Origin of the sequence: Algisphaera agarilytica (genome assembly GCF_014207595.1) — a bacterium.
In the GTDB taxonomy this organism is placed as follows: domain Bacteria; phylum Planctomycetota; class Phycisphaerae; order Phycisphaerales; family Phycisphaeraceae; genus Algisphaera; species Algisphaera agarilytica.
The window spans coordinates 1180350-1199788 of the sequence record NZ_JACHGY010000001.1; the positions used below are offsets into that span (position 1 = coordinate 1180350).

At 62.8% G+C, this 19439-nt stretch carries 24 protein-coding genes and 1 pseudogene; 12 read left to right on the top strand and 13 right to left on the bottom strand.

Features of this window, described 5'->3' with window-relative positions:
- Nucleotides 1–23: 23 nt before the first annotated feature.
- The 12 genes and pseudogenes from HNQ40_RS05000 to HNQ40_RS18695 all read right to left on the bottom strand — a co-directional run.
- On the bottom strand, nt 24–1136 hold the full coding sequence (locus HNQ40_RS05000; RefSeq protein ID WP_184676778.1) for a DNA-methyltransferase: 1113 nt from the start codon (nt 1134–1136) through the stop codon (nt 24–26).
- The gene (locus HNQ40_RS05005) at nt 1111–1626 is read right to left on the bottom strand and encodes a hypothetical protein (RefSeq protein WP_184676779.1); all 516 of its coding nucleotides are present in this window, start codon (nt 1624–1626) and stop codon (nt 1111–1113) included. Before HNQ40_RS05005 ends, HNQ40_RS05000 begins: the two co-directional genes overlap by 26 nt.
- Nucleotides 1626–2297 (bottom strand): hypothetical protein, encoded by a 672-nt coding sequence (locus HNQ40_RS05010; RefSeq protein ID WP_184676780.1) that lies wholly within the window; start codon nt 2295–2297, stop codon nt 1626–1628. Before HNQ40_RS05010 ends, HNQ40_RS05005 begins: the two co-directional genes overlap by 1 nt.
- Nucleotides 2298–2299: 2 nt before the next feature.
- On the bottom strand, nt 2300–3460 hold the full coding sequence (locus HNQ40_RS05015; protein WP_184676781.1) for an AAA family ATPase: 1161 nt from the start codon (nt 3458–3460) through the stop codon (nt 2300–2302).
- The gene (locus HNQ40_RS05020) at nt 3457–5571 is read right to left on the bottom strand and encodes a DNA-binding domain-containing protein (protein WP_184676782.1); all 2115 of its coding nucleotides are present in this window, start codon (nt 5569–5571) and stop codon (nt 3457–3459) included. The genes HNQ40_RS05015 and HNQ40_RS05020 overlap by 4 nt, the downstream gene beginning before the upstream one ends.
- A gap of 53 nt (nt 5572–5624) precedes the next feature.
- On the bottom strand, nt 5625–5888 hold the full coding sequence (locus HNQ40_RS05025) for a hypothetical protein (protein ID WP_184676783.1): 264 nt from the start codon (nt 5886–5888) through the stop codon (nt 5625–5627).
- Nucleotides 5872–6120 (bottom strand): hypothetical protein, encoded by a 249-nt coding sequence (locus HNQ40_RS05030; protein WP_184676784.1) that lies wholly within the window; start codon nt 6118–6120, stop codon nt 5872–5874. The genes HNQ40_RS05025 and HNQ40_RS05030 overlap by 17 nt, the downstream gene beginning before the upstream one ends.
- Entirely contained in the window at nt 6114–6497 is a 384-nt protein-coding gene (locus tag HNQ40_RS05035) for a hypothetical protein (RefSeq protein ID WP_184676785.1), read from the bottom strand. The genes HNQ40_RS05030 and HNQ40_RS05035 overlap by 7 nt, the downstream gene beginning before the upstream one ends.
- A gap of 23 nt (nt 6498–6520) precedes the next feature.
- Nucleotides 6521–7027, bottom strand: a complete 507-nt coding sequence (locus HNQ40_RS05040) for a hypothetical protein (RefSeq protein WP_221435391.1) — start codon at nt 7025–7027, stop codon at nt 6521–6523.
- Nucleotides 7028–7157: 130 nt separating this feature from the next.
- Complete coding sequence (locus HNQ40_RS05045) at nt 7158–7427, bottom strand: hypothetical protein (RefSeq protein WP_184676787.1); 270 nt, start codon at nt 7425–7427, stop codon at nt 7158–7160.
- A 237-nt stretch (nt 7428–7664) separates the two neighbouring features.
- Nucleotides 7665–7916 (bottom strand): hypothetical protein, encoded by a 252-nt coding sequence (locus tag HNQ40_RS18230; RefSeq protein WP_246402777.1) that lies wholly within the window; start codon nt 7914–7916, stop codon nt 7665–7667.
- Between the two features lie 108 nt (nt 7917–8024).
- Nucleotides 8025–8228, bottom strand: a pseudogene (locus tag HNQ40_RS18695) (helix-turn-helix domain-containing protein); the annotation flags it as partial.
- 231 nt (nt 8229–8459) lie between these two features.
- Between HNQ40_RS18695 and HNQ40_RS05055 the strand changes: the two are divergent.
- Both HNQ40_RS05055 and HNQ40_RS05060 read left to right on the top strand, forming a co-directional pair.
- Nucleotides 8460–9326: a hypothetical protein gene (locus HNQ40_RS05055; RefSeq protein WP_184676789.1), complete on the top strand. Its 867-nt coding sequence runs from the start codon at nt 8460–8462 to the stop codon at nt 9324–9326.
- Nucleotides 9327–9355: 29 nt separating this feature from the next.
- A complete protein-coding gene (locus HNQ40_RS05060; RefSeq protein ID WP_184676790.1) occupies nt 9356–10180 on the top strand; it encodes a hypothetical protein in 825 nt (274 codons plus the stop codon).
- 240 nt (nt 10181–10420) lie between these two features.
- Here HNQ40_RS05060 and HNQ40_RS05065 read toward each other — a convergent pair whose 3' ends face one another.
- Entirely contained in the window at nt 10421–11074 is a 654-nt protein-coding gene (locus tag HNQ40_RS05065) for a hypothetical protein (protein WP_184676791.1), read from the bottom strand.
- A gap of 332 nt (nt 11075–11406) precedes the next feature.
- Between HNQ40_RS05065 and HNQ40_RS18590 the strand changes: the two genes are divergently transcribed.
- The 10 genes from HNQ40_RS18590 (at nt 11407) to HNQ40_RS05115 (ending at nt 19435) form a co-directional block, all read left to right on the top strand.
- Nucleotides 11407–11706 (top strand): phosphopantetheine-binding protein, encoded by a 300-nt coding sequence (locus HNQ40_RS18590; RefSeq protein WP_184676792.1) that lies wholly within the window; start codon nt 11407–11409, stop codon nt 11704–11706.
- 36 nt (nt 11707–11742) lie between these two features.
- The gene (locus HNQ40_RS05075; protein ID WP_184676793.1) at nt 11743–12192 is read left to right on the top strand and encodes a hypothetical protein; all 450 of its coding nucleotides are present in this window, start codon (nt 11743–11745) and stop codon (nt 12190–12192) included.
- Nucleotides 12192–12839: a hypothetical protein gene (locus tag HNQ40_RS05080; protein ID WP_184676794.1), complete on the top strand. Its 648-nt coding sequence runs from the start codon at nt 12192–12194 to the stop codon at nt 12837–12839. The genes HNQ40_RS05075 and HNQ40_RS05080 overlap by 1 nt, the downstream gene beginning before the upstream one ends.
- Before the next feature lie 125 nt (nt 12840–12964).
- Nucleotides 12965–13354: a hypothetical protein gene (locus tag HNQ40_RS05085; protein ID WP_184676795.1), complete on the top strand. Its 390-nt coding sequence runs from the start codon at nt 12965–12967 to the stop codon at nt 13352–13354.
- The gene (locus HNQ40_RS05090) at nt 13351–13695 is read left to right on the top strand and encodes a hypothetical protein (RefSeq protein WP_184676796.1); all 345 of its coding nucleotides are present in this window, start codon (nt 13351–13353) and stop codon (nt 13693–13695) included. The genes HNQ40_RS05085 and HNQ40_RS05090 overlap by 4 nt, the downstream gene beginning before the upstream one ends.
- The gene (locus tag HNQ40_RS05095) at nt 13695–14090 is read left to right on the top strand and encodes a hypothetical protein (RefSeq protein WP_184676797.1); all 396 of its coding nucleotides are present in this window, start codon (nt 13695–13697) and stop codon (nt 14088–14090) included. Before HNQ40_RS05090 ends, HNQ40_RS05095 begins: the two co-directional genes overlap by 1 nt.
- Nucleotides 14087–14788 carry a hypothetical protein gene (locus HNQ40_RS05100; protein WP_184676798.1) on the top strand — a complete coding sequence of 234 codons (702 nt, stop codon included), beginning with the start codon at nt 14087–14089 and terminating at the stop codon, nt 14786–14788. Before HNQ40_RS05095 ends, HNQ40_RS05100 begins: the two co-directional genes overlap by 4 nt.
- Nucleotides 14788–16227 carry a hypothetical protein gene (locus HNQ40_RS05105; protein ID WP_184676799.1) on the top strand — a complete coding sequence of 480 codons (1440 nt, stop codon included), beginning with the start codon at nt 14788–14790 and terminating at the stop codon, nt 16225–16227. The genes HNQ40_RS05100 and HNQ40_RS05105 overlap by 1 nt, the downstream gene beginning before the upstream one ends.
- The gene (locus HNQ40_RS05110; protein WP_184676800.1) at nt 16224–18608 is read left to right on the top strand and encodes a phage portal protein; all 2385 of its coding nucleotides are present in this window, start codon (nt 16224–16226) and stop codon (nt 18606–18608) included. The genes HNQ40_RS05105 and HNQ40_RS05110 overlap by 4 nt, the downstream gene beginning before the upstream one ends.
- On the top strand, nt 18605–19435 hold the full coding sequence (locus HNQ40_RS05115; RefSeq protein ID WP_184676801.1) for an HK97 family phage prohead protease: 831 nt from the start codon (nt 18605–18607) through the stop codon (nt 19433–19435). The genes HNQ40_RS05110 and HNQ40_RS05115 overlap by 4 nt, the downstream gene beginning before the upstream one ends.
- The last annotated feature ends 4 nt before the right edge of the window (nt 19436–19439 follow it).

Here is a 19439-nt window from a genome sequence, read left to right on the forward strand (position 1 = left end):
CGGTTTGTAGAACCTGCTGAAATTCATTGAATCACCTCCGTGGATATCGCGGAGGTTTTTCTCATGCCCGCGGCAAGCTGACGGGTAGAATCTAGAAAACCTTCGCGGTCACAACCAAAAGGAACAGTCCTATGGTCGAAGTGATCGCAGCTACGCTCTCGATCACCGCTTCCATGCTCGCCATCGGCCGATGGTGGGTGACTCGGAAGCCGTGAATGAACTCGCCAGCGGCTTGTTGACCTACGGGCCTGACCCAAGGGTGATCGAGATGAATCAGGCCCGTGGACACTTGCCCGCAACTGAAGCAAGTCAGGTGCGGAGGGAATGTTTGCTCTGTTCGCACCCGGCCGCGAAGGTTTTTTTTCATCAACTACAACCCCGGCGTGCACGGGGTAGGCGTGCGACATCCTCGCCAGCTTGGGCTTGGGCCGGCGAGCCTTCGCCCGCAGCTCATCGTCGATTCGTTTCTTGGCGACGGCGAAGTTCCCCGGGTCCAGCTCGATCCCGATGAAGCGATAGCCGTGACGCAACGCCGCCACGCCGGTGCTGCCGCTGCCCATGGTCGGGTCGATCACGATGCCCCCGGAACGGCACAACGCCTTGATGAGGTACGCCATCACTTCGACGGGTTTCTCAGTCGAGTGGTGACGCTTGCCGGGCGGGATGTTGGCGCAGCGCAGGATGTTGTCGGGCCGTCCGTTGGGTAGGCGCCACCGCCCCTTGCTGGCGATCCACGCCCGTTCGTCACACGGAGCCAACGCGCGGGCGGTGTCGCCCATGCCGCCGTGGCCTTTGTCCCAGATGAACTGGTTGTGGCAGCGGAAGCCCGCGGTCTCGATCGCCATCTTCCACCGGTCCTGCAGGCGTTCGACGTGGAAGCACGCCAGCGCCGCCGAGGGTTTGAGTACGCGGAACGTCTCGCCCAGGAACCAGATGTAAGGGTGCTTATCGTTGGCGATCGCCGACCGCTGATTCTCAAAGCCGCGGTAGTCCATGCCGTAAGGCGGATCGACCGCGCAGCAGTCGATCACTTCCGGGGGCATGGCCTGCAACGCTTCGAGGCAGGAGCCGTTGATCAACAGGTGACGTCGTCGGCCCGCGACTAGGTCTTCAAAATGGGAGCGCCATCTCGGCATCGGCTGGGGAGTCCTTTCCCGTAGTGGTGTTGGTGTTGTGCCCGTCGCGGTTGAGGGCGTTGAGGATGTGTTCGAGCTGTCGGGTGTCGCAGTTGTCCAGGTCGCCCGACCAGGGGCCGATCGCCTTGCGTATGACACCGTCGACATAAGCAGTGCCGTAGGCGTTGGCGAGTTCGTCGGCGCGTTCCTGCACGCAGAAGCGTTTGCGCTTCCAGTCGCCCTCGCGCTCGGCGTGGTGCCAGTAGAACGGCGGCTGGCCGCCGACGCGGTCGTCGTCCGACGCCTCTTCGCACCGCGCCATGAACCACTCGAAGTCGCTGTTGGTCAGCTCGCTGCAGCGCGTCGAAAACCGCTCGGCCCGGTCATCCCAAGCCCGGCCGTCGAGCTGCCGCAACAGAAGGTCCTTGCGCGAGGTGTCTTTGCCTTTGACCAGGCCCGCTTCCCGCGCGGCCTGGTTGGCGATCCGGACTTGTTTGGTCGTCCATCCCATCAGGCGGCCCCCTTCAATGCGCCGTTGCTTGTGCCGCCGATCGTCTCCAGGCGGTGACGCTGCGGCTCGGTCAGGCGCTGCCAGGTCGGCATCCGCCGGACGTGGTCGAGCAGGTTGGCGGGATGGATCAACGCGGCCTTCTGCCCGGCGGGCTCGTGACGAACCGGCAGTCCCCCGGAAACGATCCAGTAGCGAATCGCCTGGACGCTCACGCCACAGAGCTTGGCCGCCGCGACGGTGGTCAACAGCCCGTCGGCACTACGCGGGGTGATGCCGAGCTGCTTTGCCCGGCTCCGCACCGCGTTGGCACTCCGACCGAGGTGACGGCCGATGGTTTGATGCGTCGCCTTCCCGAGGCGGTCTTCGAGGTATTGGTCTTCCTCGACCGACCAACGCCGCTCGCTCATAGGCTTGTAACCCCTGGCGGCCTTCAACGTCTGGTCGAGCGGCCAGGCGGTCAGCACACCGTTGGGGGCCTTGGAGCTGCGCGGCACTTTGAAGCGCAGCGGTGTGATCTTGCCCAAACGAATCCAGCATGTCTGACCGCCCGGCCCGATGCCGATGATCTTCGACGCCACCGACGCGCGGACGTAGCGCACCCCCTCGTGCAGCACCGACGCGTCGGTGAGCCGCTGCTCGATCATCGTGATGTCGCGGGTCGGTGTGGTCATGGTCAGGCGGTCATCTGGCGGAGGGACTGCGGGCGTTCGATCGCTTCGGCCTGGGCGAGGATGTCGTCGGCCTCGTCGGCGGCTTCGTCCAGGACCTGGGCGACGAAGTGGTCGCAGCTCACGACCTCGTCGCGGCCCCAGGCGTCGACGATGCCTTCGAGTACCGCGTTGGCGAAGCCCAAGGCACCCCAGTCCAGGAGGTTGGCCACCGACCAGACCATCGCCAGCACGTCGTCGTCGGCCAGCTTGATCTGCTTCATCCGCACGAACTCGCGGATCTCTTCGACTGAGTAGAGCGGGCGGCCAATCCGATTCGGGTCGTCGGGGTGCGCTTCCCGCGCCATGCGGTCGACGATGTTGAGCTTCTTGCAGCGTCGGTGGAACTGGCCACCGCCCGACGCGCGGTCGTCGATGAACTCGAAGATCTTGGCCGAGCCGAACATCAGCACCGGGACCTTGGTCTCGTCGTGGATCGCCCGCACGATGCCCGCCGCTTCCGGCGGAAGGTTCTGGGCCTCGTTGAGGATCAGCGTGCAGTTCTTGTTCCGCAGCTCCTCGCAGAGCCGGTCGATCATCTCGGCGCTGCCCCGCCGTTTCTGGGGCATCCCTACCTTGGTGAAGATGGTGCGGACCAGCGCGGTGCCGGTCATCTTCGAGTTGCAGTTCACCACGTAGCCGTTGAGTTCCTCGGCCAGGTAGTCGATCACCATGTCCTTGCCCGCGCCCGAGGGGGCGACGATCGCGGCCATCCGTTCGAGGCGGTGGGCGGCGCGGGCGGCCTGCATCATCAGCTCGCAGACCCAGGTGGGGACGTACTCGCGAGTGCTCTTGCTGACCCGGCGTCGGGCCTCGCGTTCGAGCCAGAGGTTCACCGAGTGGGTGACCTTGTCGACCTTGCCCTTGTACTTGTCGGCCAGCCACTGGCTCAGCGTCGAGGGCTTGTAGTCGATCTGATCGGCCAGGGCCGTCAGCGTCACGGGGTCGTCGGTGCCCTCGGTGTCCTCCATCATCTTGCGGAGGCGCGAGCGGACGGATTCGGTTTCGTAACGGGTCAGTTTGCGGTTCTTGGGCAGCATCCGTGCCTCCACGATGATTCGGTCGTTCTCGACCAGGCGTTCCTTCACCTGGTCACGCAGTCGCGCGTAGGGGTCGCGCGGGTTCATTCCTCGGCCCCTCGTTTCGGTCGTTTGAGGTTGGGCATGGCCACCCGGCCCCCGGAAGTGATCCGCCCAGCAGTGCCTTTGGCGGCGGACTTGGCCCGCGTCTGTTGCAGGTGCGAGACCACATTGCCCCCGGAAACCACCCCGGAAGCATCGGCGGGATCGGGGGCGGCGACCTCAGCGCCTGCGGCTTGCTTGAAGTCGGGCTTGAACGGGTCTTTCGGGGGCGTGTCGAGGGGCGTTTGAATGCCCTTCAAAAGGTCGGGCTGGGCCTGGGGCTTGCGGTAGGCTTCGAGCGCCAGCGTCTGCTCGGGCGTGGCGACCCGCCGCGCCGGGCCACGCTTGTTGACCACCTTCATCGCCTTTTCGTACTCGCGCTTCTCACGCATCAGCTCCTTGACGTTGCTCTCGGCCACCGGGCCGGGCACACCGCCCAGGCGGTTGCTGGCGATGGTGCCGACCAGCTTCATCTGCTGCGTGTAGACGTTGACCGAGCGGACGTCGGCCGGGTCGTAGGTCACCAGGACCTTCTCGCCGCCCGCCTTGAACTTGCGGAGGCGGTGGTCGTTCATGCCGTAGCGTATGGTCATGCCGCGGACGCGGATCGACACGCCGCCGCGCCCGACCGTGACCGGGCGGTGCCAACGCTGAAGCAAGAGGTCCAGCACCGACGGGTCGGCCAGGCCCCGGAAGTGCGTTGTCCAGTTCGCCAGCGCCTGAGCCGGTGACAACAGGCGGCGTTCTTCGTCGCGCAGGTCTTCGATGGTGTGCTCGTTCGAGCGGTTGTAGCCTTCGATCTGCAGCGCCATCGCCTCGACGACCTCGTCGTAGGCCGGAACCATGCCGGGGGTCTTGAGGATCTTCGCCAATCGCTCGGGCCGGTTCTCGGGCGTGTTGCCGCTGTAGCTCGCCCAGCTCTTACAGAAGCGTTCGTGCAGCGGGCGGTAGAAGCTCTCCTGGCGTGGCTTGCCGGTCGGGTTGTAGGGCAGGCTGAAGTGGACCTCGATCCCCAGCATCGCGTAGATGCCCTGGAAGCTGGTCTCATCGATATAGCCCTTGGGGACGACGGTCTTCTGCCGCTCCTGCTTGGTCTGGCCGTGGAAGATGTACCCCGCGTAGTCTTTGCCGTTGTCGATCCACGCGACGCGAGGCAGCCCCGCGTCGGGGTTGTCGATGATCGCTCGCCGCAGCGCCGCCAGGATCGTGCTGCCGTCGGGCCCGGTCGAGACGGCATAACCCATGATCTTGCGGGTACGCCAGTCCTGCCAGGTGGTGATCCACGGCCGGACCAGCTCGTTGCCGAACCAGCACCACATATCGAGTTGGCTGTGGTCGGACACCCAGCACTCGTTGGCCGAGAAACGTTCGGGGTGCTGCTCGATGTACGGGGAGGCCGAGTTGCGCCACTTCCGGGGCTCGCGGTTCTTGAGCGCCGTCTCCCGGTCGAAGTGTTCCCACATCCGCCGCCGCACCACCGCGAGGCTGGGCCACTGGAGCTGCTCGGCGCGGGCGTGGTCGCGGACCATGCGCCAGCAGGTCGCGGCGTGGCGTTTGTTCTCGTCGAGGTAGAGCTGCTTGAAGTAGTCCCAGCACGCCGGGTCGCCGCCGCTGCGGTTGTCGCCGCCGCGGGTGTCGACCAGCGCCCCCATGCCCTTGTCCTTCTTCTGCTTCTCCCACCGCAGCAGCGATCGCGGCGAAACCTTCAGGCCGTGCTGCTGGCTCAGCTGAGCGCACAGCGGGCCGATCCAATCCTTCTGCGGGACGCTTCGCGTGGACCGCTCGCGGTTGAGCGCCTCGATGCAGATCAACCGGATGCCCATGTCACGGCGCTGCTTGGCGGTGAGCTGGGCGACACCGTCGGGCATCTGCTCCCCCACCGGGGCTTCGACCAGCGCCGGGTCGTAGCGGCGATCGATCCACCACCGCACGTTGCCGCCGCCCGGGGGCGGGGCCTGGAACGCCAGGGCCTTGCCCATCAGCTCGCTGGCACACTTGCGTCGCAACGCGCCGGGGTTCATACCCAGCAGCGGCGCGGCGTCGGCCACCTCGATGAGGTACGGCCAGTCCGGCATCGCGTGGTCGGGCTTCGAGCTGAGGGGTTGAAGAAGGGACATCGTGGGGCTTAGGGTCTTCCGTGGTTCGTGGCTACCGGGGGTCCGGGGGGGGGTTAGTCGGCGAGGCGGAGGGTTTGGTCGAAGGTGCGGCGGTGGGCTTGGAGCTCGCGTTCAACCTTGTGGCTTCGGTAGCGTTCGATGAGGGTGTCGGTGGCGATGTAGACGATCAGGGTGCAGCCGATGAGCGTGAGCACGAACGCCTGGGTGAAGTTGCCCACGCCCAGGCGGTGACCGCCAAGCCACATCAACAGGAAGGTGAGGTTGAGCGCCCACACCGCGAGCGACAGACCGAGGAGGAAATCAACCAGCCTTTTCATGTTTGGGCTCCTTCTGAAGAACGGGTAGGCGTTCGTGGGGTTTGGCGATGCGCAGGATCTGATCGCGGGGGATCGGGCGGATGTACTCGTCGAAGCAGCCCGGCCAGGGCAGCCACGCCTTGGCGTACACCGCGTCACCTTCGACCGAGTCGATCTCGAAGTACTCGACCGGATCGTCGGGCCGGAGACCGGCGACGACGATGGTCAGGTTGGGACGCAGCTGGCTCAGCACATCACCCCCGCGGCTTCGGGGTAGGCGTTCAGAAAGGTCTCGACGGCCTTGGGGTCGCTGTAGCGCAGCGGCGCGGTCAGGCGGACGCCGGTGAGTTCGCCGGTCTCGTCGCACTGCTCGAACCAGGAGGTGACCGTCTCGCAGTGGGGGCAGTAGAAACGCCGAACCACCACCCAGCACTTCGCCTTTCGGTCGAAAGTCGGTGCGCCGTCGAAGACCGCGCCCGGCGCGAACTTGCGCCCGCAGCCCCGGCCGTTTCCGTCTTCCAGCCCGTTGCAGTACACGCCGAACGGCGTGGCCTCGGGCAGGTGGTTGCGGCGCTGGGGTGCTTCGGTGGTTTCGACTTCGTCGATCGGGTGGTAGGTCAGCTCAGGCATAGCGGCTCCGGAAGGAATCGGGGTTAGGGGTGCAGCCCAACCGGACGCCGGACACACTTCCGGCGCGGGGGGTTGAGCTTCTTCAGTTCGTTGACGATGTTGCGGGTGATGACCGCTTCGGAGATCAGGTGGTCCAGCTCGAAGCAGATCTCTTCGGCTTCGCCGTGATCGATGCGGCCGTCCTCGACGGCGCTGTGCAGGCGTCGCACGGTCTCGGCCGAGCGGGCCATCTGATCGATGCCCGCCTTCAGCGCGTCGTTGGTGTCCACCACGCCGTCACCGTTGATGTCGCGAGCGCTGTCGACCCACTGCACAAAGCAAGGCAGGCCCTGCAAGAGGTTGGCCAGGAAGACTTCGCGGACGGCGTCGGCTTTGGCCCGGCGGAACAGCGTGCGGAACTGCTCGAAGCTGAGGCTGCTGCGACCGAAGTAGTTGTAGCCCGCGCCGGTGCTGATGTTGAAAAGGTCGGCGAGTTCGGCGGCGTCGATCGCGTGTTGTTCACGGAGCTTCTGGAGGAGTTCTGCGCTCATGGGCTGCGGCGGGCTTTCGTTGTTGGTACTGCGCGGGTCCATTGATTCGCATCCATGCTGAACGGGGTGGGGTTAATCTCAGGGGGTGGAATCCGTCACACTCCCAACTACAAACAAAGGTGGTCATCGCTTAGTCCAGGAAGTACTCCAGAAAGCAGAAGACGCCGTGGACCATGCTGTTGCTGCCCGGACACCCGTCGATGTGCGGCTGGACCGATCGGGCCAGGCGGAGGACGCTTTCGCGGCAAGAGGCAGGTGCCGAGTGCTCGACAGTGATCTTGCCCTGGACGTCGTAGACGTGGACGGTGATGTCGGGGCTGCCGATCTCGCGAAACGCCTCGACCCGGTCCTTGCCGGATGTGTTCCATTCAAAGCGTGTGAGTTGCTTGGCGCGGGGCATGGGGTCAGTTCCTTTAAAGAGACGGGGGCGGCCGGGAGGCCAACCCCCATCCTTCCGGGGGGCGGGGCCAACCCCGTTAAGGGTTGGGTAATGCGCGACAGCTTCAGTCTCCGAGCCCGTCGCACGATGAAGGCCGGTGGGCCTCAAAGGTCTCGGCAGGTGTCGGCCCGCCGAGGCCGGGGCGGTGTCGCCCGTTTCAAACTCGCGCCCGGAACGTCCGAGCGCTGGAAAACAAACTCACGCGGTGTCCCGCATAGGTGTGGTGGATTCGAGGTTGTCTCGACGTTGGCGGCCGGTCGGGGTCAGGCCAACCAGACGGATGTGTTCGCGGGTGGTGTGCTCTTCACGAAGCTCGCCTTGATCCAGCAGCCGAGCGATCGCGGCGCTGATGGGTTCGCCGCTGATGCGGAAGCCGTAGGTTCGTTGGATCTGGAGGACGAGGTCGCCCCAGGCGACAAAGGTTCCTTCTCCGCGAGGAGCTGCAAACAAGACAGCACTGTCGAAGGTTGCGTCGGTCGAAGGTATAGAGAGACTGTTCTGAGACTGAGAGCAATCGAAGAGGTGAGCATATGGAAGGACGCGTTCATCTATGCCCAGTTCTTCGCAGAGTCGTAGCACATATCTCTTTTGCACCCCCGCCATGCGATCAAGCGAGCACCAGCGATTGACTGTTGTCGACTTGGTTCCGAGGCGTCGGGCAAGTTCTCTTTGCGAAATGCCCTGGCTCTTTAGCAGTGCAACCAGCCAGCTACCCCACTTGGGGGGATTATTATTTTTGATCTTTAAAATCAAATTTTGCATTGCATCGATGTTTTACGGCCATTGCCGCTCGATTGCAATAGTTTTTGATCTTTAAAATCAAAAAACCCTCACCCCGAGTTTCGAGTGCAAATCCGTAACTGTTGAATCAAATGAGGCTTGTGGTAAAAACAGACTGTGACTGAAGGCGAAAAAAAAGATTGGGGCCAATGGGCGAAAGCCCGCCTACGTCACCTTGAGATTGCTCACGGTGATTTAGCAGATCAATTAGGCGTGCAGCGAGAGACAGTAAGCCGCTGGTTTGCGGTTCCAAAGTATTACGCCAGGGACAAGTACGACGCACCCCTGGCAACTATTCTTTCTGTCCATCCTGATGACCTCCCCTACGCCCACCTCCTCTTTCAACCCGACGCCGACATCGACCCCACCGTCGCTGCCCACCAACACCTTCAGCCCCTCGACAACCTGAAAACCCTTTCCCAACGGGAGTCACGGGGCGGAACGACCTACTCCGGCACCGGCCCACTTGCCGAAGCCTCGCTGCCCGAGTTGCTCTACGAAGCTGCCCGGCGGCTCATGTTCGACGCCGACCGCACCCGCGAGCGGATCAACCGGGCTGTCGCCCATCCCTGGTACGCCTACGTCCGGGCCATGATCGAGAGCGACCCGCCCGAGCCCCAGAAAGACGATCTGCTTCTTCCCGGCGAGATGACTCCTTTGGTGCGAGAGGCCGAGGGCTTGGCCCGCACTTTTGACGTGCCCGGCCTGGCGACTTCAATGCGTGGCGAAGACCCCTTGGACGGTCTGGTCGACACGATCCGCGGGTTGTGTGGCTCGAAGATCTATCAGCTCTACGATGACCTGATGAAAGCCCGCTTGCGGCTCCGCGTGGGCACGATCACGCTCGCCGAATACCACAATGCCGTGGACCCCATCAAGGCCGAACACCGAGAGTTACTGCAATCCCAGAGCCACGCTGAACTCGATAAAGCGCAGCGGCAATTCGAGGTACACACAACCGGCGAAGCCGAACAAGACGCCCCCGGCACCGGCAGCTTCCGGTTGATGATCGACCAGAATACCGAGGGGCGTAAGGCCGCGAAGCGGGCTTTGGAAGACCGTCATTTCCCTTCGAAATAATGATTTTTTGATTCCGAGGAGTCCGAGGCATGTTCAAACATACACCGCGCCGCGTGACGGTGGAAATGCCTGTAAACGAGGAAGATGACAGCACATTTCTCGGTGTGCTTAACAAGCTCGCCCTACCTCTTTCTATCGTTGCGGTGCCGCTGATTCTCGGATTTGCTGGTTACATTTATCAAGAGCTGGGGTCGAAGCGTGAGTCAGAACTTCAAGCAGTAATTTCAAAGCAAGAGATCGCGCTCCAAGAGTTGATCTCAAAGCGTGACGTTGACCTCCAGGAATTGATCTCGAAACGTGAATCTGATCTCAAATATGTCGACCTTTCGCTAAAGATTTTGGCGGAAGACGCCGAACGGGTTGATGGCCAAATAACTCCAGAAGATCAAAAACTGCGTGAATGGGCCGTATCTGTTCTGGCAAAAACGTCTCCTGTTGATTTGCCTGAAGGTCTGGCAGAGATCTTCTCTACGGGCGGGGTTTACCTGCCTCTCACTGAACCCCCGTCCTTTGATCAATCTTCTGAACAGGATAAATTCGAACATATAAAAGAGTTTGCTATGCAAGCCGCGAAGTCACTTCCGGCTCTCGATGATTTGCCTTGGGGGCACACAGATTACTCTTCTGCTCTTCGTTTTATTGCTGGCGAGCGAGGGGGCTTGCGTTCTGCTTCTGGATCTCTAGCATCACTGAGGGCACGGGCGAGAATAACTCTAAAAAACGAAGACTTTCTGCCGGAGCACCACCCGGTACCTTCTCATCAGTACTATCACGCAATTATCTACAAGCTGTATCACTCGGAAGAGGTGAAGGTTGAAGCCGCAAAAACAGTTGGCTTCTCTACACTTGAGTAGGCCATAACCGAATAGTCAGCAGCAGCACACCATCGCTCTTCCCCGCATTGGACTCAACGCGGCCATATGGGATGAACTCATCGCGTGAAGCGGCGTATTGGCAAACGGCTTTGACCAAGTTTTCGGGGGTCAGTTCCACGACACAGGTCGCATCGACGTTGTTCTGAGTGTGGGTAGAGTTCGGCGGAAAACACTTATATTTCAAGGGTAAACGATCCTTCCCCGGATTCTTTAGCGGTGTTATGTGGCCGGATGAAACGCCGTCTTGTCGGGGTTACGCTCGCAGAACGCACGCGTCTCTTCCGGGGTGAGGTATTCGGGTTCGAGGCAGCACACGCCGGTCGGATTCCCCGCGGTGTTCGCAAGCTCACCCCAGTGCTGGACGTGGTTGCAGTTATCGCAGTAGAAGGCGAGCCCCACCATCGATGAGCCGAGCGTGGGGTGTGGGCGTGGACTGGTCAGAAGCACACTGCCGGGACCGACGGGTTGTTGGCAGACGTTGCACGCGTGGCGTCGATCAAGCCCGCGTTCCACGAGGGTACCGGTGAACTTCGCCGGGTCGAAGTCGGTGAGCACGTCCATCTCCATCGCCAGCAACATGCCGGGGCCGCCTTGATCCATGATCTGCTTCAGGATGCAGGCCGTCATCGCTGCATAGTGGTCGGCGTCGCCTTCGTCGTCGTGTGGCCGAGGGAAGCGATCGTTCCAGGCGTGTCGTAGCTCGTGCAGAAGGACATCGAGCCGTCGGCCGGGTGGGCACTTGGGGCAGATCTCGATGAGGTTGCGGTCGCTGTGGTTGAGGCCCCAGCAGTGGTGGCCGTGGTGTTCGAGCGGCTCCTTTGCGAGGGTGGTCTTGATCGTGTCGTGGCCGATTTTGAAGCGAGGCAGGTGCATACGACAGCTCTCCCGGTGAGCAGTGAAGGGTGTTTGAAAGGCCCTTCCGTGGGCGTGTGATGTCCGTTCGGTAGAACCTTACATTAACCTTACAACATGTCAAGCCTTACTCCAAAGTACGGAGGTGTAGTGTGGCTGTTTTTCCTTGACCCTACGGCGGGGCAGCGCTTATGGTGCTTTCTCTGTCGGGCTTAACTCACCCGACTGCACCCGGCCGCCATCCGCCGCCGAACCCCACCCGTTTCAAACTCACAACCGTGTCCCCCGGGCCACGGATCGCAACCACGGGCAGTGTCGACCAGCGATCTGTGCGCTCAATTTTGGGCCAAGTTGTGAACCCCTCACCCATCCAACCCCCGGAACTCAGCCGCGACCACGTCGCATTGGCGGCTGTCTCGGCCATCGTCGAGGTCACCTCGCTGGTGGTGGCAGACGGCGCGGATGCCGAGGCGATGCGGCTGGCCCAGGACCTGGGCATGGACAGCGCCCAACGGATCGAAGTCGCGTTGGAGGTCGAGGACGACTTGGACGTCGCCCTGGATGACCTGCGCGTGGGCGAGATTCGAACCCTCGGTGAACTCATCGACCACGTCTGCGCTGCGGTGCTGAACCCCGTCGCGAACGCCGCCTGACACCAACCCAAACTCCACACCGGCAAGGACGCCACCGTGAAGAACTCTCCCGCAAAACAAGCGATCAACGCCAAGCCCGCCGTGGTCACACCCGGCGCGGCTTGTGTGTATTCGCAGACGGGAGACGTCCGCCACGACGGCGAGATCGTCACGGTCGACAGCACGCCGGACACCCGTATCGCGGCCAAGCGTGCCCAGTTCATTCCCCTCGGCGAAACACTCTCGCCCGACGCCATGATCCTCAAGGACGGCGACGTTTTGCTGGTTCCGATCTACGACGAGAGCCGCGAAACCCTACTCGGTCACGTCGAGCAAATCGTTCACGTTGTGTTCTATCCGCGCGTCAATGTCAGCTCGCTCGAAGCCGATCCAACCCGCCCCGAAGGCGAGCGCGACGAGCTATCGCAAACCGCTTACGTCCACCACCTCGCCACCGCGCCGCAAGCCGAGCGCAGCCACCCCGTAACCGGAGCTTTGAAACGATGATGAAACGACGCCCTCCCTGGAAATCCTTCTCTCTTGTCGCCCTCGCGTTTACCGCGTGTCTGTCTCTGACCGGCTGCAATTCGCAGCAGCTGGAAGATCTGAAAGCCGGTCTCGCCGAGATCCAGCAGGTCTCCACCGAACTCGATGGCACCATCGCCAAGATCGAGAAGCAAATGCAGGGCGCACCGATCGATCAGGACATCCAGCCATTCATCGACGCGATCGCCAAGGCCCGCGAAAAGAAGGCGGATTACGACGCGATGGGGCAAGCCTATCTGACCAAAATCCAAGACATCGAAGACCCCGGCGTGTTGTTTGGCGAAACGCTCAAGAGCGTGGGAACGGTTGTGCCTGGGCCATGGGGAGCGTGGCTTGGCATCACAAAAACGGCTATCGCCGGGATCGCAGAGACACGGCGGCGACGAACGGTCAAGGCCGCTGAGAACATCGTGATCTCGCTGGAGCGGTCCAAGACGCCCGACGGTGTGGTCGACTTCCATATCGGTGCCGACGAGCTGCGTAGCCGTATGACCCCCGACGCCAAGGACCTGGTCGAGAAGGCACAGAACAAGGCGCGACCCCAAGGGCCGGTCCTCGGTGTCCTTGGTGATGTCTCCACCGAGCCGCCCCAAGACATCGCCGCGTAATTCACTTTCTTGCCCCACGCCGCGAACGTGGAGGCGTTGATCCAGCGGTCGGCTTAGCGGCCGACACGCTGGTTTGGTGACCACCCGAGCATTCCGGAATCTGCCCTATGTACCCGACACTAGCCATGGATACAGCCCTCACCATCTCGATGTTCGCCGTGAACCTCGTGGTCTCGATCGTGATGGCGATCGGCTTGATGTGGGTCAGACACCGCACTAGCAAGATCGACGGCCTAGAAGCCGAAGTGAAGCAGTTCACGGCCAACCTCATCGACACGAAGTTCGAAGCGATCGAGGGATCGATCAAGGCCATCGAGAAGAGGCTTGAAGCTGGCGACCACGCGTTCCGCCAAAACCTCAGCCGAGACCACGAGCTTGAGCTGAAGACTCTCCAGGCCGTCACGGAGATCCAGCGTGACATGGCGACGCGAGAGGACCTGCAGGTCCTGGGGGACAAGGTCAACGAACTCAACAGCCGTGTCACCGTTCTTGAGCAACGCGGGGGTGCCGCATGAGCGAAGCAGCCATGAAGCGAGCCCGCCACGCGATCTTGGTGGTCTTGGACGCGCAGAAGATCAACGAGCACGGGGGATGGGTGACCGGGCGTTTCCTCAGTGATATCGTTGGCAAGCCTCTGACCAGCGCCTCGCCTCGCCTGGATGACGAGCAGATGCTCGGCCTGCTGCGGGATCTGATCGCGGCAGGATACATCGATGAGGAAGACAACCGCGAAGACCACAGCCAGCCGTTTGGGCTGGATTACCTGACCTACAAAGCCACCGACAAGGGGCTGGGGTTTGTACGCCGGACCGAACCCGCGGACCCGGATATCGACGACGGGAGGATCGTGCGCTAGTGAGCGAACGCCTCACCGAGTACTGCCGCCTGGCCCGCCGACGTCACGAGCTCAAAGCGAAGCTCGCTGATGTCGAACGCTTGATGCAATCGTCGCGTCCCGCCGTCGTCGATGAGGTCGAACACCTTCGAGCTATGGGCCGCCCGCGCTTCAGTCGACACGGTATGGAGCTGCGGCTCACCAACGAAACCAAGGTCAAGGCCATTGGCGACACCGACGATCTGGTCGATGCGCTGCGTAAAGACAAGAAAAAAGAACTGATCGGTGTGAACTGGCCCGCGTTGATCGCTTGGGCGAAACGTGTACGCACCGTCCCCGATGCCATCGCCAAGGTGCTGGACGTTCGTGTGGTTCCGGGCGTCGACGCCAAGCGCGTGAAGCGGGGTGGCAAGTGAGCGATAGCAGCACCCCGATCATGCCTGCGGCCGAGGAACTCGCGGCCCGCACCATCAGCTTCCTGGCGGCGGACGGTTACACGTCCAGCGTGATGAAACTGCCGCGCCCACTCCTAAACGAGCTAGGGCGTCGACTGGTTGAGCCGGGTGCCAAGCGAAGCAAGATCATCGACTGGCTGCGTGAGGAAGAGATCGATACGCCCGAGCGTAATCTCGATCGCTTCGCCCAGCGATTCCGCGAAGCCTACAAGGTCGAGTGGGGCAAGGCCGCCGACGAGTTGCTCATGGCCGAGCGAGCCGCAGCGGGAGACTTTGATCGGCTCAGCTACGAGCGTGTCACCCGCAACCGCGGTGCCGTCCTCATCGCACAGAAGCTGGCCACAACCAACGTCGCGGATTTGGACATCGGTGATATCCAGCGCATCACCAACGTGCTTTCGTCGATGGACCACGGCGACATCGAAGCGGCCAAGCTCGCTCTGCAAGAGCGTCAGGCCGATGATCGGGCAACCAAGCTGCAAGCCGAGGTCGATCGCATCAAGCTCGAAACCGAGCAGAAGAAAGCACGGATCGAAGAGCGTGTGAAGGGGCTTCAAGCCCGCATCGACGATCTGGAAAACCGAGCCAAACGCGGCGGCTCGATCGATCCGACGATCTTCCAGCAGATCCGTGAAGAGCTGACGGGGGTGGCCGCCTGATGGTTGCACCTGCCGCCAACTCGATCGGGGTGATCCTCGACCCCGCACAGCAGCGTTTCTTCGCCGACGACTCGCGGGTTCAGGCGGTCTGTTGGCACCGCCAAAAGGGCAAGGACTTCACCACTGCGGCCAAGGCGGTGCTCAGTGCGATGGAGACCGGCGAGAGCTGGTTCATCGTCTCGCTGACTCAGCGGCAGGCCGACGCGACCTTCGCCAAGTGCAAGGAATGGGCTCACCGTTTCCGCGACTACATCGGCAACGTGCGTGAGGTCAATCACGAGGAACGCGAAGAGTGGGACAAAGAGCTGGAGCACATGTTCACGTTCAAGTCGCGTGAGCTGCTCCTACCCAACGGCGGCCGCGTGGTGTCGCTGCCCGGCCGTGACCCCGACGCCCTGGCGGGTTTGACCGGCAACGTGATCTTCACCGAGTTCGGACTGTTCCCCAAGGGTGGGTATGACCACTGGCGTGTGGTGTTCCCCTTGGCCACGCGTGGCTTCCGTGTCATCGCGATCAGCACGCCACGCGGCAAGGAGACCAAGTTCTACGAGCTGGTCAGCCAGCCCAAGCTATACAGCGTGCACCGCTGCGACATCTACGAGTCGATCGCCGACGGTTATGTCCTCCGTGACCAGAACGGCAAGCCCACCGATGTCGAGACGTTCAAGGCGCTGTACGGCGACGACATCGGCTGGAAGCGTGAGTATGAGTGTGAGTTCATGGGGGCGCTCGATGCCTTGATCAAGTGGGCATTGATCGAGCAGGCCGCCGCCCTGGGCAAGGACCGGCCTTTTAACTTCCTGCGCGTGGACAACAACGAGGGCTGGGACGATTCATTCTTCGGCTTCCTCCGCGGTTCCAAGCAACGCGGCGAGCACGGCTGGGACGTGGCCCGTCGCGGTGACCTTTCGGTGCTATGGACCAACCAGGCTCACGGCGACATGCGGCAGCTACGCAGCCTTGTGGTTATGAGCAACACCACCTTCGCGATGCAACGCAAGATCGTGAAGGCGGGCATGGACGCAAACCACGCGTCGGTGGGGTGTGGCGACTCGACCGGCCTGGGCATGGACTCCAACGAAACCCTCGAAGCCGCCTACCCCGATCGATGGGAAGGCGTGAACTTCGGCGGCAAGCGCAAGAGCGATCTGGGCAGCGGCCTCGCCACCGCGTTCCGCGACAACAGCCAGACCCTGCCCGGCATGGATGAGTTCAAGTTCATCGCCACCGACGTCTACGCGGTACAGCGTGACTCGACGAAGGAAGGATCAACCGGAGTCGACGGCAAGAGCACTCTCAAGCTTGTCGAATCGCAGAACCCGCTGCTTGACGAGTCGCACTGCGACATCGCCTACGCCGGAGCCTTGGCGATCCGCGCCGGTCACAACCAACACCTACCGACCCCGCAGATCGGCTTTAGCGCGGAGGTGGCCGCATGAGATACCTGAACCGCCTGGTCGCCGCCGCCCAGCTCCTAGTCCGTGGCCCGGTCCCGTTCAGCCGTTGGCTCAGCCAGGTCGCGGCCGGTGGCAAGGACCGACCAACCGAGGTCTACAACCAGGTCGCCCCGGTTCGCGTATGCGTTCAATACATCTCGCGGATTGTGGGCTCGATCCCGTTCCGCATCTCGACGCCCGACAGCGAGATCATCGAGACCGGCCCACTCGCACAGCTGGCCGTGCGGCCGAACCCCAAGCAGAGCATGGGCCAGTTCATGCGGGACAGCGCTGCGTTCTGGTTGATCTACGGCCGGGTTCATTTCTGGACCACCGGCCAGACCGTCAACGAACTCGAAAGCATCACGATCAACCCCCTCCAGATGGAAGCCATCGAAGAAGAGGGCGAGCTTGTCGGGTGGTGGTACTCGCCCCTGGGTAACGGCGAGCGCGTCCGCCTGCCTCTCGACGAGGTTCACACCTTTGTCGATCCCGACTACCACGCCCCGGACAAGGCCTGGAAGGGGATGGGCGCACGCGAAGCGGTGGCCATGGCGATCGCTCAGTACTACAAGGCGGACCTCGCCAACGAAGCCAGCCTGGACAACGATGTCCAGCCGAGCGGAGCGGTCAGCACCGAGCAGAACCTGTCCCCCGATCAAGAGCGGTCTCTGCTGAAGCAGATCGACGCCGAGTACGCGGGCAGCCGCAACCGTCGCCGCATCATGCTCCTACAGGGCGGCCTGAGCTGGCAGCAGATGGCCGCCAACTTCACCGACATGGAGTTCATGGAAGGCCGGGCGTTCAGCCGCGAAGAGATCTGTGCGGCGTTCGGTTTGAAGGCCATTCTGTTCTACGGCCAATCGGGCAGCGGCCTCAATGACGACCAGGCCCAAAGCGCCGGGGTCACCGCCCACCAGGGCGTGATCCGTCCGCTGATGCGGATGCTCGCCGAAGAGTTCAACTGCGCGGTGTTGTCGCGCCTCCAGAACGATCGGAGCATGACTCTCCGCGATGGCTTGAAGCGTGGCGACTGGTCGCGTCGCAAGATGCTGGACCGACAACGCGGCAGCGACTGCTACCTCCGCGTGCGTGATGCCGCGGTGGCTCAGGACCTGCTTGCCGTCTCGTGGTTCGATGACACCGGCGAGGCCGTCACCGTTGAGCTGTGGCAGCATCAGGCAACGGGGGCCAAGACCTGGTTCGACATGGGCGTACCGCTCAACGCCATCATCGACGCCACCGACGCGCCGTTCGAGAAGCTTCCGCACGGCGACATCCCGCGGATCGCGATGGGATTGGTCGCTGCGGATGAGACCGGTGCGGCCGAGCCCGGCTTCGATGATCCCGATGGCTCGATCTCCCCAGGCGATGAGCTGGGCGACCCGCTGACCGAGCCCGAAGAGGCCTCGGCACAGCCGGTGCAGCGCGAGCTTTCCGAGTCTCAGCTGACCGCGATGTGGCGGAACCTTCGTGCCCAAGTGACGGGAATCGAGAAGCAGCTCCTGAACCCCTATAAGCGTCACCTCATGCAGCTCCGGGCCGAGAGCTTGGGCAACATCCGGCGGCTTGATCCCGGCCGCCCCGAGGTCGATCGGTCCGCGGATCTGAAGAACGTCGTCGTGTGGTACGACGACTTCGACGGCCGCGAACGTCAGGTCAAGGTCCAGCTCAGCCGACAGCAGCGAGATCTCCTCGGCGATCTTCTCTTCGATCTCCGCAAGGCGACCGACGGCCGCTGGGCGATCGTCGCCAAGTTCATGCGACAGGGGTTGGCTATCGGGGGCAACCAGTCGATGGCTGAGGCCGCCTCGGCCGAAGATCGTGATGAGCCCGATCCGTTCTCCCTGGATGATCCGGGTGTTACCGAAGCGCTGCGCCGCCGAGAGTTCGACATCGCCGGGCTCACCACCGCCCAGCGTGATCGTCTCCGCGCGGTCTACGCCCAAGCCCTGGCCGATGGCAAGACCACCGCCGAGCTGGTCGAGATCGGACGCAAGCAGTTCAACATCGAGTCGGGCCGCGCCAAGCTCGTTGCGTTCCAGGAGTCGTCCTCGGCCGTCGAGGAAGGACGGCAGCTCGGTCGTGAGCAGGCGGGCGTTCCGGCGAAGAGCTGGCTGTGGAGCCGCAAGGAAACCGGGCGATCGGCCCACGCCGCCACCGAACGCGCGACCCTTGCCGACCCCGTGCCCATTGACCAGGACTTCACGATCGCAGGAACCTCCATCACCTGCCCCCACCCGCGTGCCACCGGCATCGCCGAGCAGGACATCAACTGCGGCTGCACCACGATCAGCCGCTACCCCGGCGATCGCGTCCGTGATCTGGCGGTGCTTCGTTTCATAGCCACCGCTCGAACCCCAATGGAAACGAACACCCCATGAAGAACCGCACCCACATCCTGTCCAACGGAAAGCTGGCCGACGCTCCCGAAGTGAAGTCGAAGGCGTTCGGATACACCGAGCACCGCATCTTGAGCGTTGACCCTGAGACCCGCACGGTCGAAGCCATCGTGAGCACGGCCGCCCTGGACAGCTACCGCGAGAGTGTGCTGCCCGAGGCGTTCGCCAAACGCCTGCCCGATCGTTTCAACAAGAACGCTCCGCTGCTAGCCGGGCACGTCTACCACGCCGAAGACGGCACCCCGGGCAAGATCGGCGAGTGGACCGAGATGTCGGTGAAGACCGTCGAAGGTGTCGGCAAGGCGCTGGTCGGCAAAGCCACGATCTTCTCGGGTTACGAGCTGGCCGACACCTGCTGGATGATCATCTCGCAGAGCAAGTCCGTCGCGTTCAGCGTGGGCTGGCTGACCCACGCCTCGGAGCTGCGCGAGATGGACGTCGAGGGGCAGAAGACCAAGGTCCGCGTCTACACCGACGTCGAGCTGGTCGAGGTGTCGTTCGTCACCGTTCCCGCCAACCCCGAGGCCGTCGTTCAAGCCTCGATCAAAGCTCAACGGGACGTCACCGTCGCGTGGGGAGCGCCCGAAGAACTCGCCCAATTCATGGCCGATTGGAACCAGCGTTTCGATCAGCTGACCCAAAGCATTGAAGAACTCCAGGCCGACTTCGACTTCGAGCCCGGAAGCAAAGCGCACGAGCTGGTGAGGCACACCATCCGACAGATGCGCAGCTCCGGACACCAGGAAGCCGACGACGGCGGTGTGCCACCCACGTCGCACCCGGTGCTAGAGCACCTGGCGCAACAGTAACCCT

Coding starts and splice junctions, on each gene's coding strand:
- HNQ40_RS05000 (WP_184676778.1), bottom strand. CDS start 1,136: ATGCCGAGATGGCGCTCCCATTTTGAAGACCTAGTCGCGGGCCGACGA.
- HNQ40_RS05005 (WP_184676779.1), bottom strand. CDS start 1,626: ATGGGATGGACGACCAAACAAGTCCGGATCGCCAACCAGGCCGCGCGG.
- HNQ40_RS05010 (WP_184676780.1), bottom strand. CDS start 2,297: ATGACCACACCGACCCGCGACATCACGATGATCGAGCAGCGGCTCACC.
- HNQ40_RS05015 (WP_184676781.1), bottom strand. CDS start 3,460: ATGAACCCGCGCGACCCCTACGCGCGACTGCGTGACCAGGTGAAGGAA.
- HNQ40_RS05020 (WP_184676782.1), bottom strand. CDS start 5,571: ATGTCCCTTCTTCAACCCCTCAGCTCGAAGCCCGACCACGCGATGCCG.
- HNQ40_RS05025 (WP_184676783.1), bottom strand. CDS start 5,888: ATGAAAAGGCTGGTTGATTTCCTCCTCGGTCTGTCGCTCGCGGTGTGG.
- HNQ40_RS05035 (WP_184676785.1), bottom strand. CDS start 6,497: ATGCCTGAGCTGACCTACCACCCGATCGACGAAGTCGAAACCACCGAA.
- HNQ40_RS05040 (WP_221435391.1), bottom strand. CDS start 7,027: ATGAGCGCAGAACTCCTCCAGAAGCTCCGTGAACAACACGCGATCGAC.
- HNQ40_RS05045 (WP_184676787.1), bottom strand. CDS start 7,427: ATGCCCCGCGCCAAGCAACTCACACGCTTTGAATGGAACACATCCGGC.
- HNQ40_RS05060 (WP_184676790.1), top strand. CDS start 9,356: ATGTTCAAACATACACCGCGCCGCGTGACGGTGGAAATGCCTGTAAAC.
- HNQ40_RS05065 (WP_184676791.1), bottom strand. CDS start 11,074: ATGCACCTGCCTCGCTTCAAAATCGGCCACGACACGATCAAGACCACC.
- HNQ40_RS05080 (WP_184676794.1), top strand. CDS start 12,192: ATGAAACGACGCCCTCCCTGGAAATCCTTCTCTCTTGTCGCCCTCGCG.
- HNQ40_RS05085 (WP_184676795.1), top strand. CDS start 12,965: ATGGATACAGCCCTCACCATCTCGATGTTCGCCGTGAACCTCGTGGTC.
- HNQ40_RS05090 (WP_184676796.1), top strand. CDS start 13,351: ATGAGCGAAGCAGCCATGAAGCGAGCCCGCCACGCGATCTTGGTGGTC.
- HNQ40_RS05105 (WP_184676799.1), top strand. CDS start 14,788: ATGGTTGCACCTGCCGCCAACTCGATCGGGGTGATCCTCGACCCCGCA.
- HNQ40_RS05110 (WP_184676800.1), top strand. CDS start 16,224: ATGAGATACCTGAACCGCCTGGTCGCCGCCGCCCAGCTCCTAGTCCGT.
- HNQ40_RS05115 (WP_184676801.1), top strand. CDS start 18,605: ATGAAGAACCGCACCCACATCCTGTCCAACGGAAAGCTGGCCGACGCT.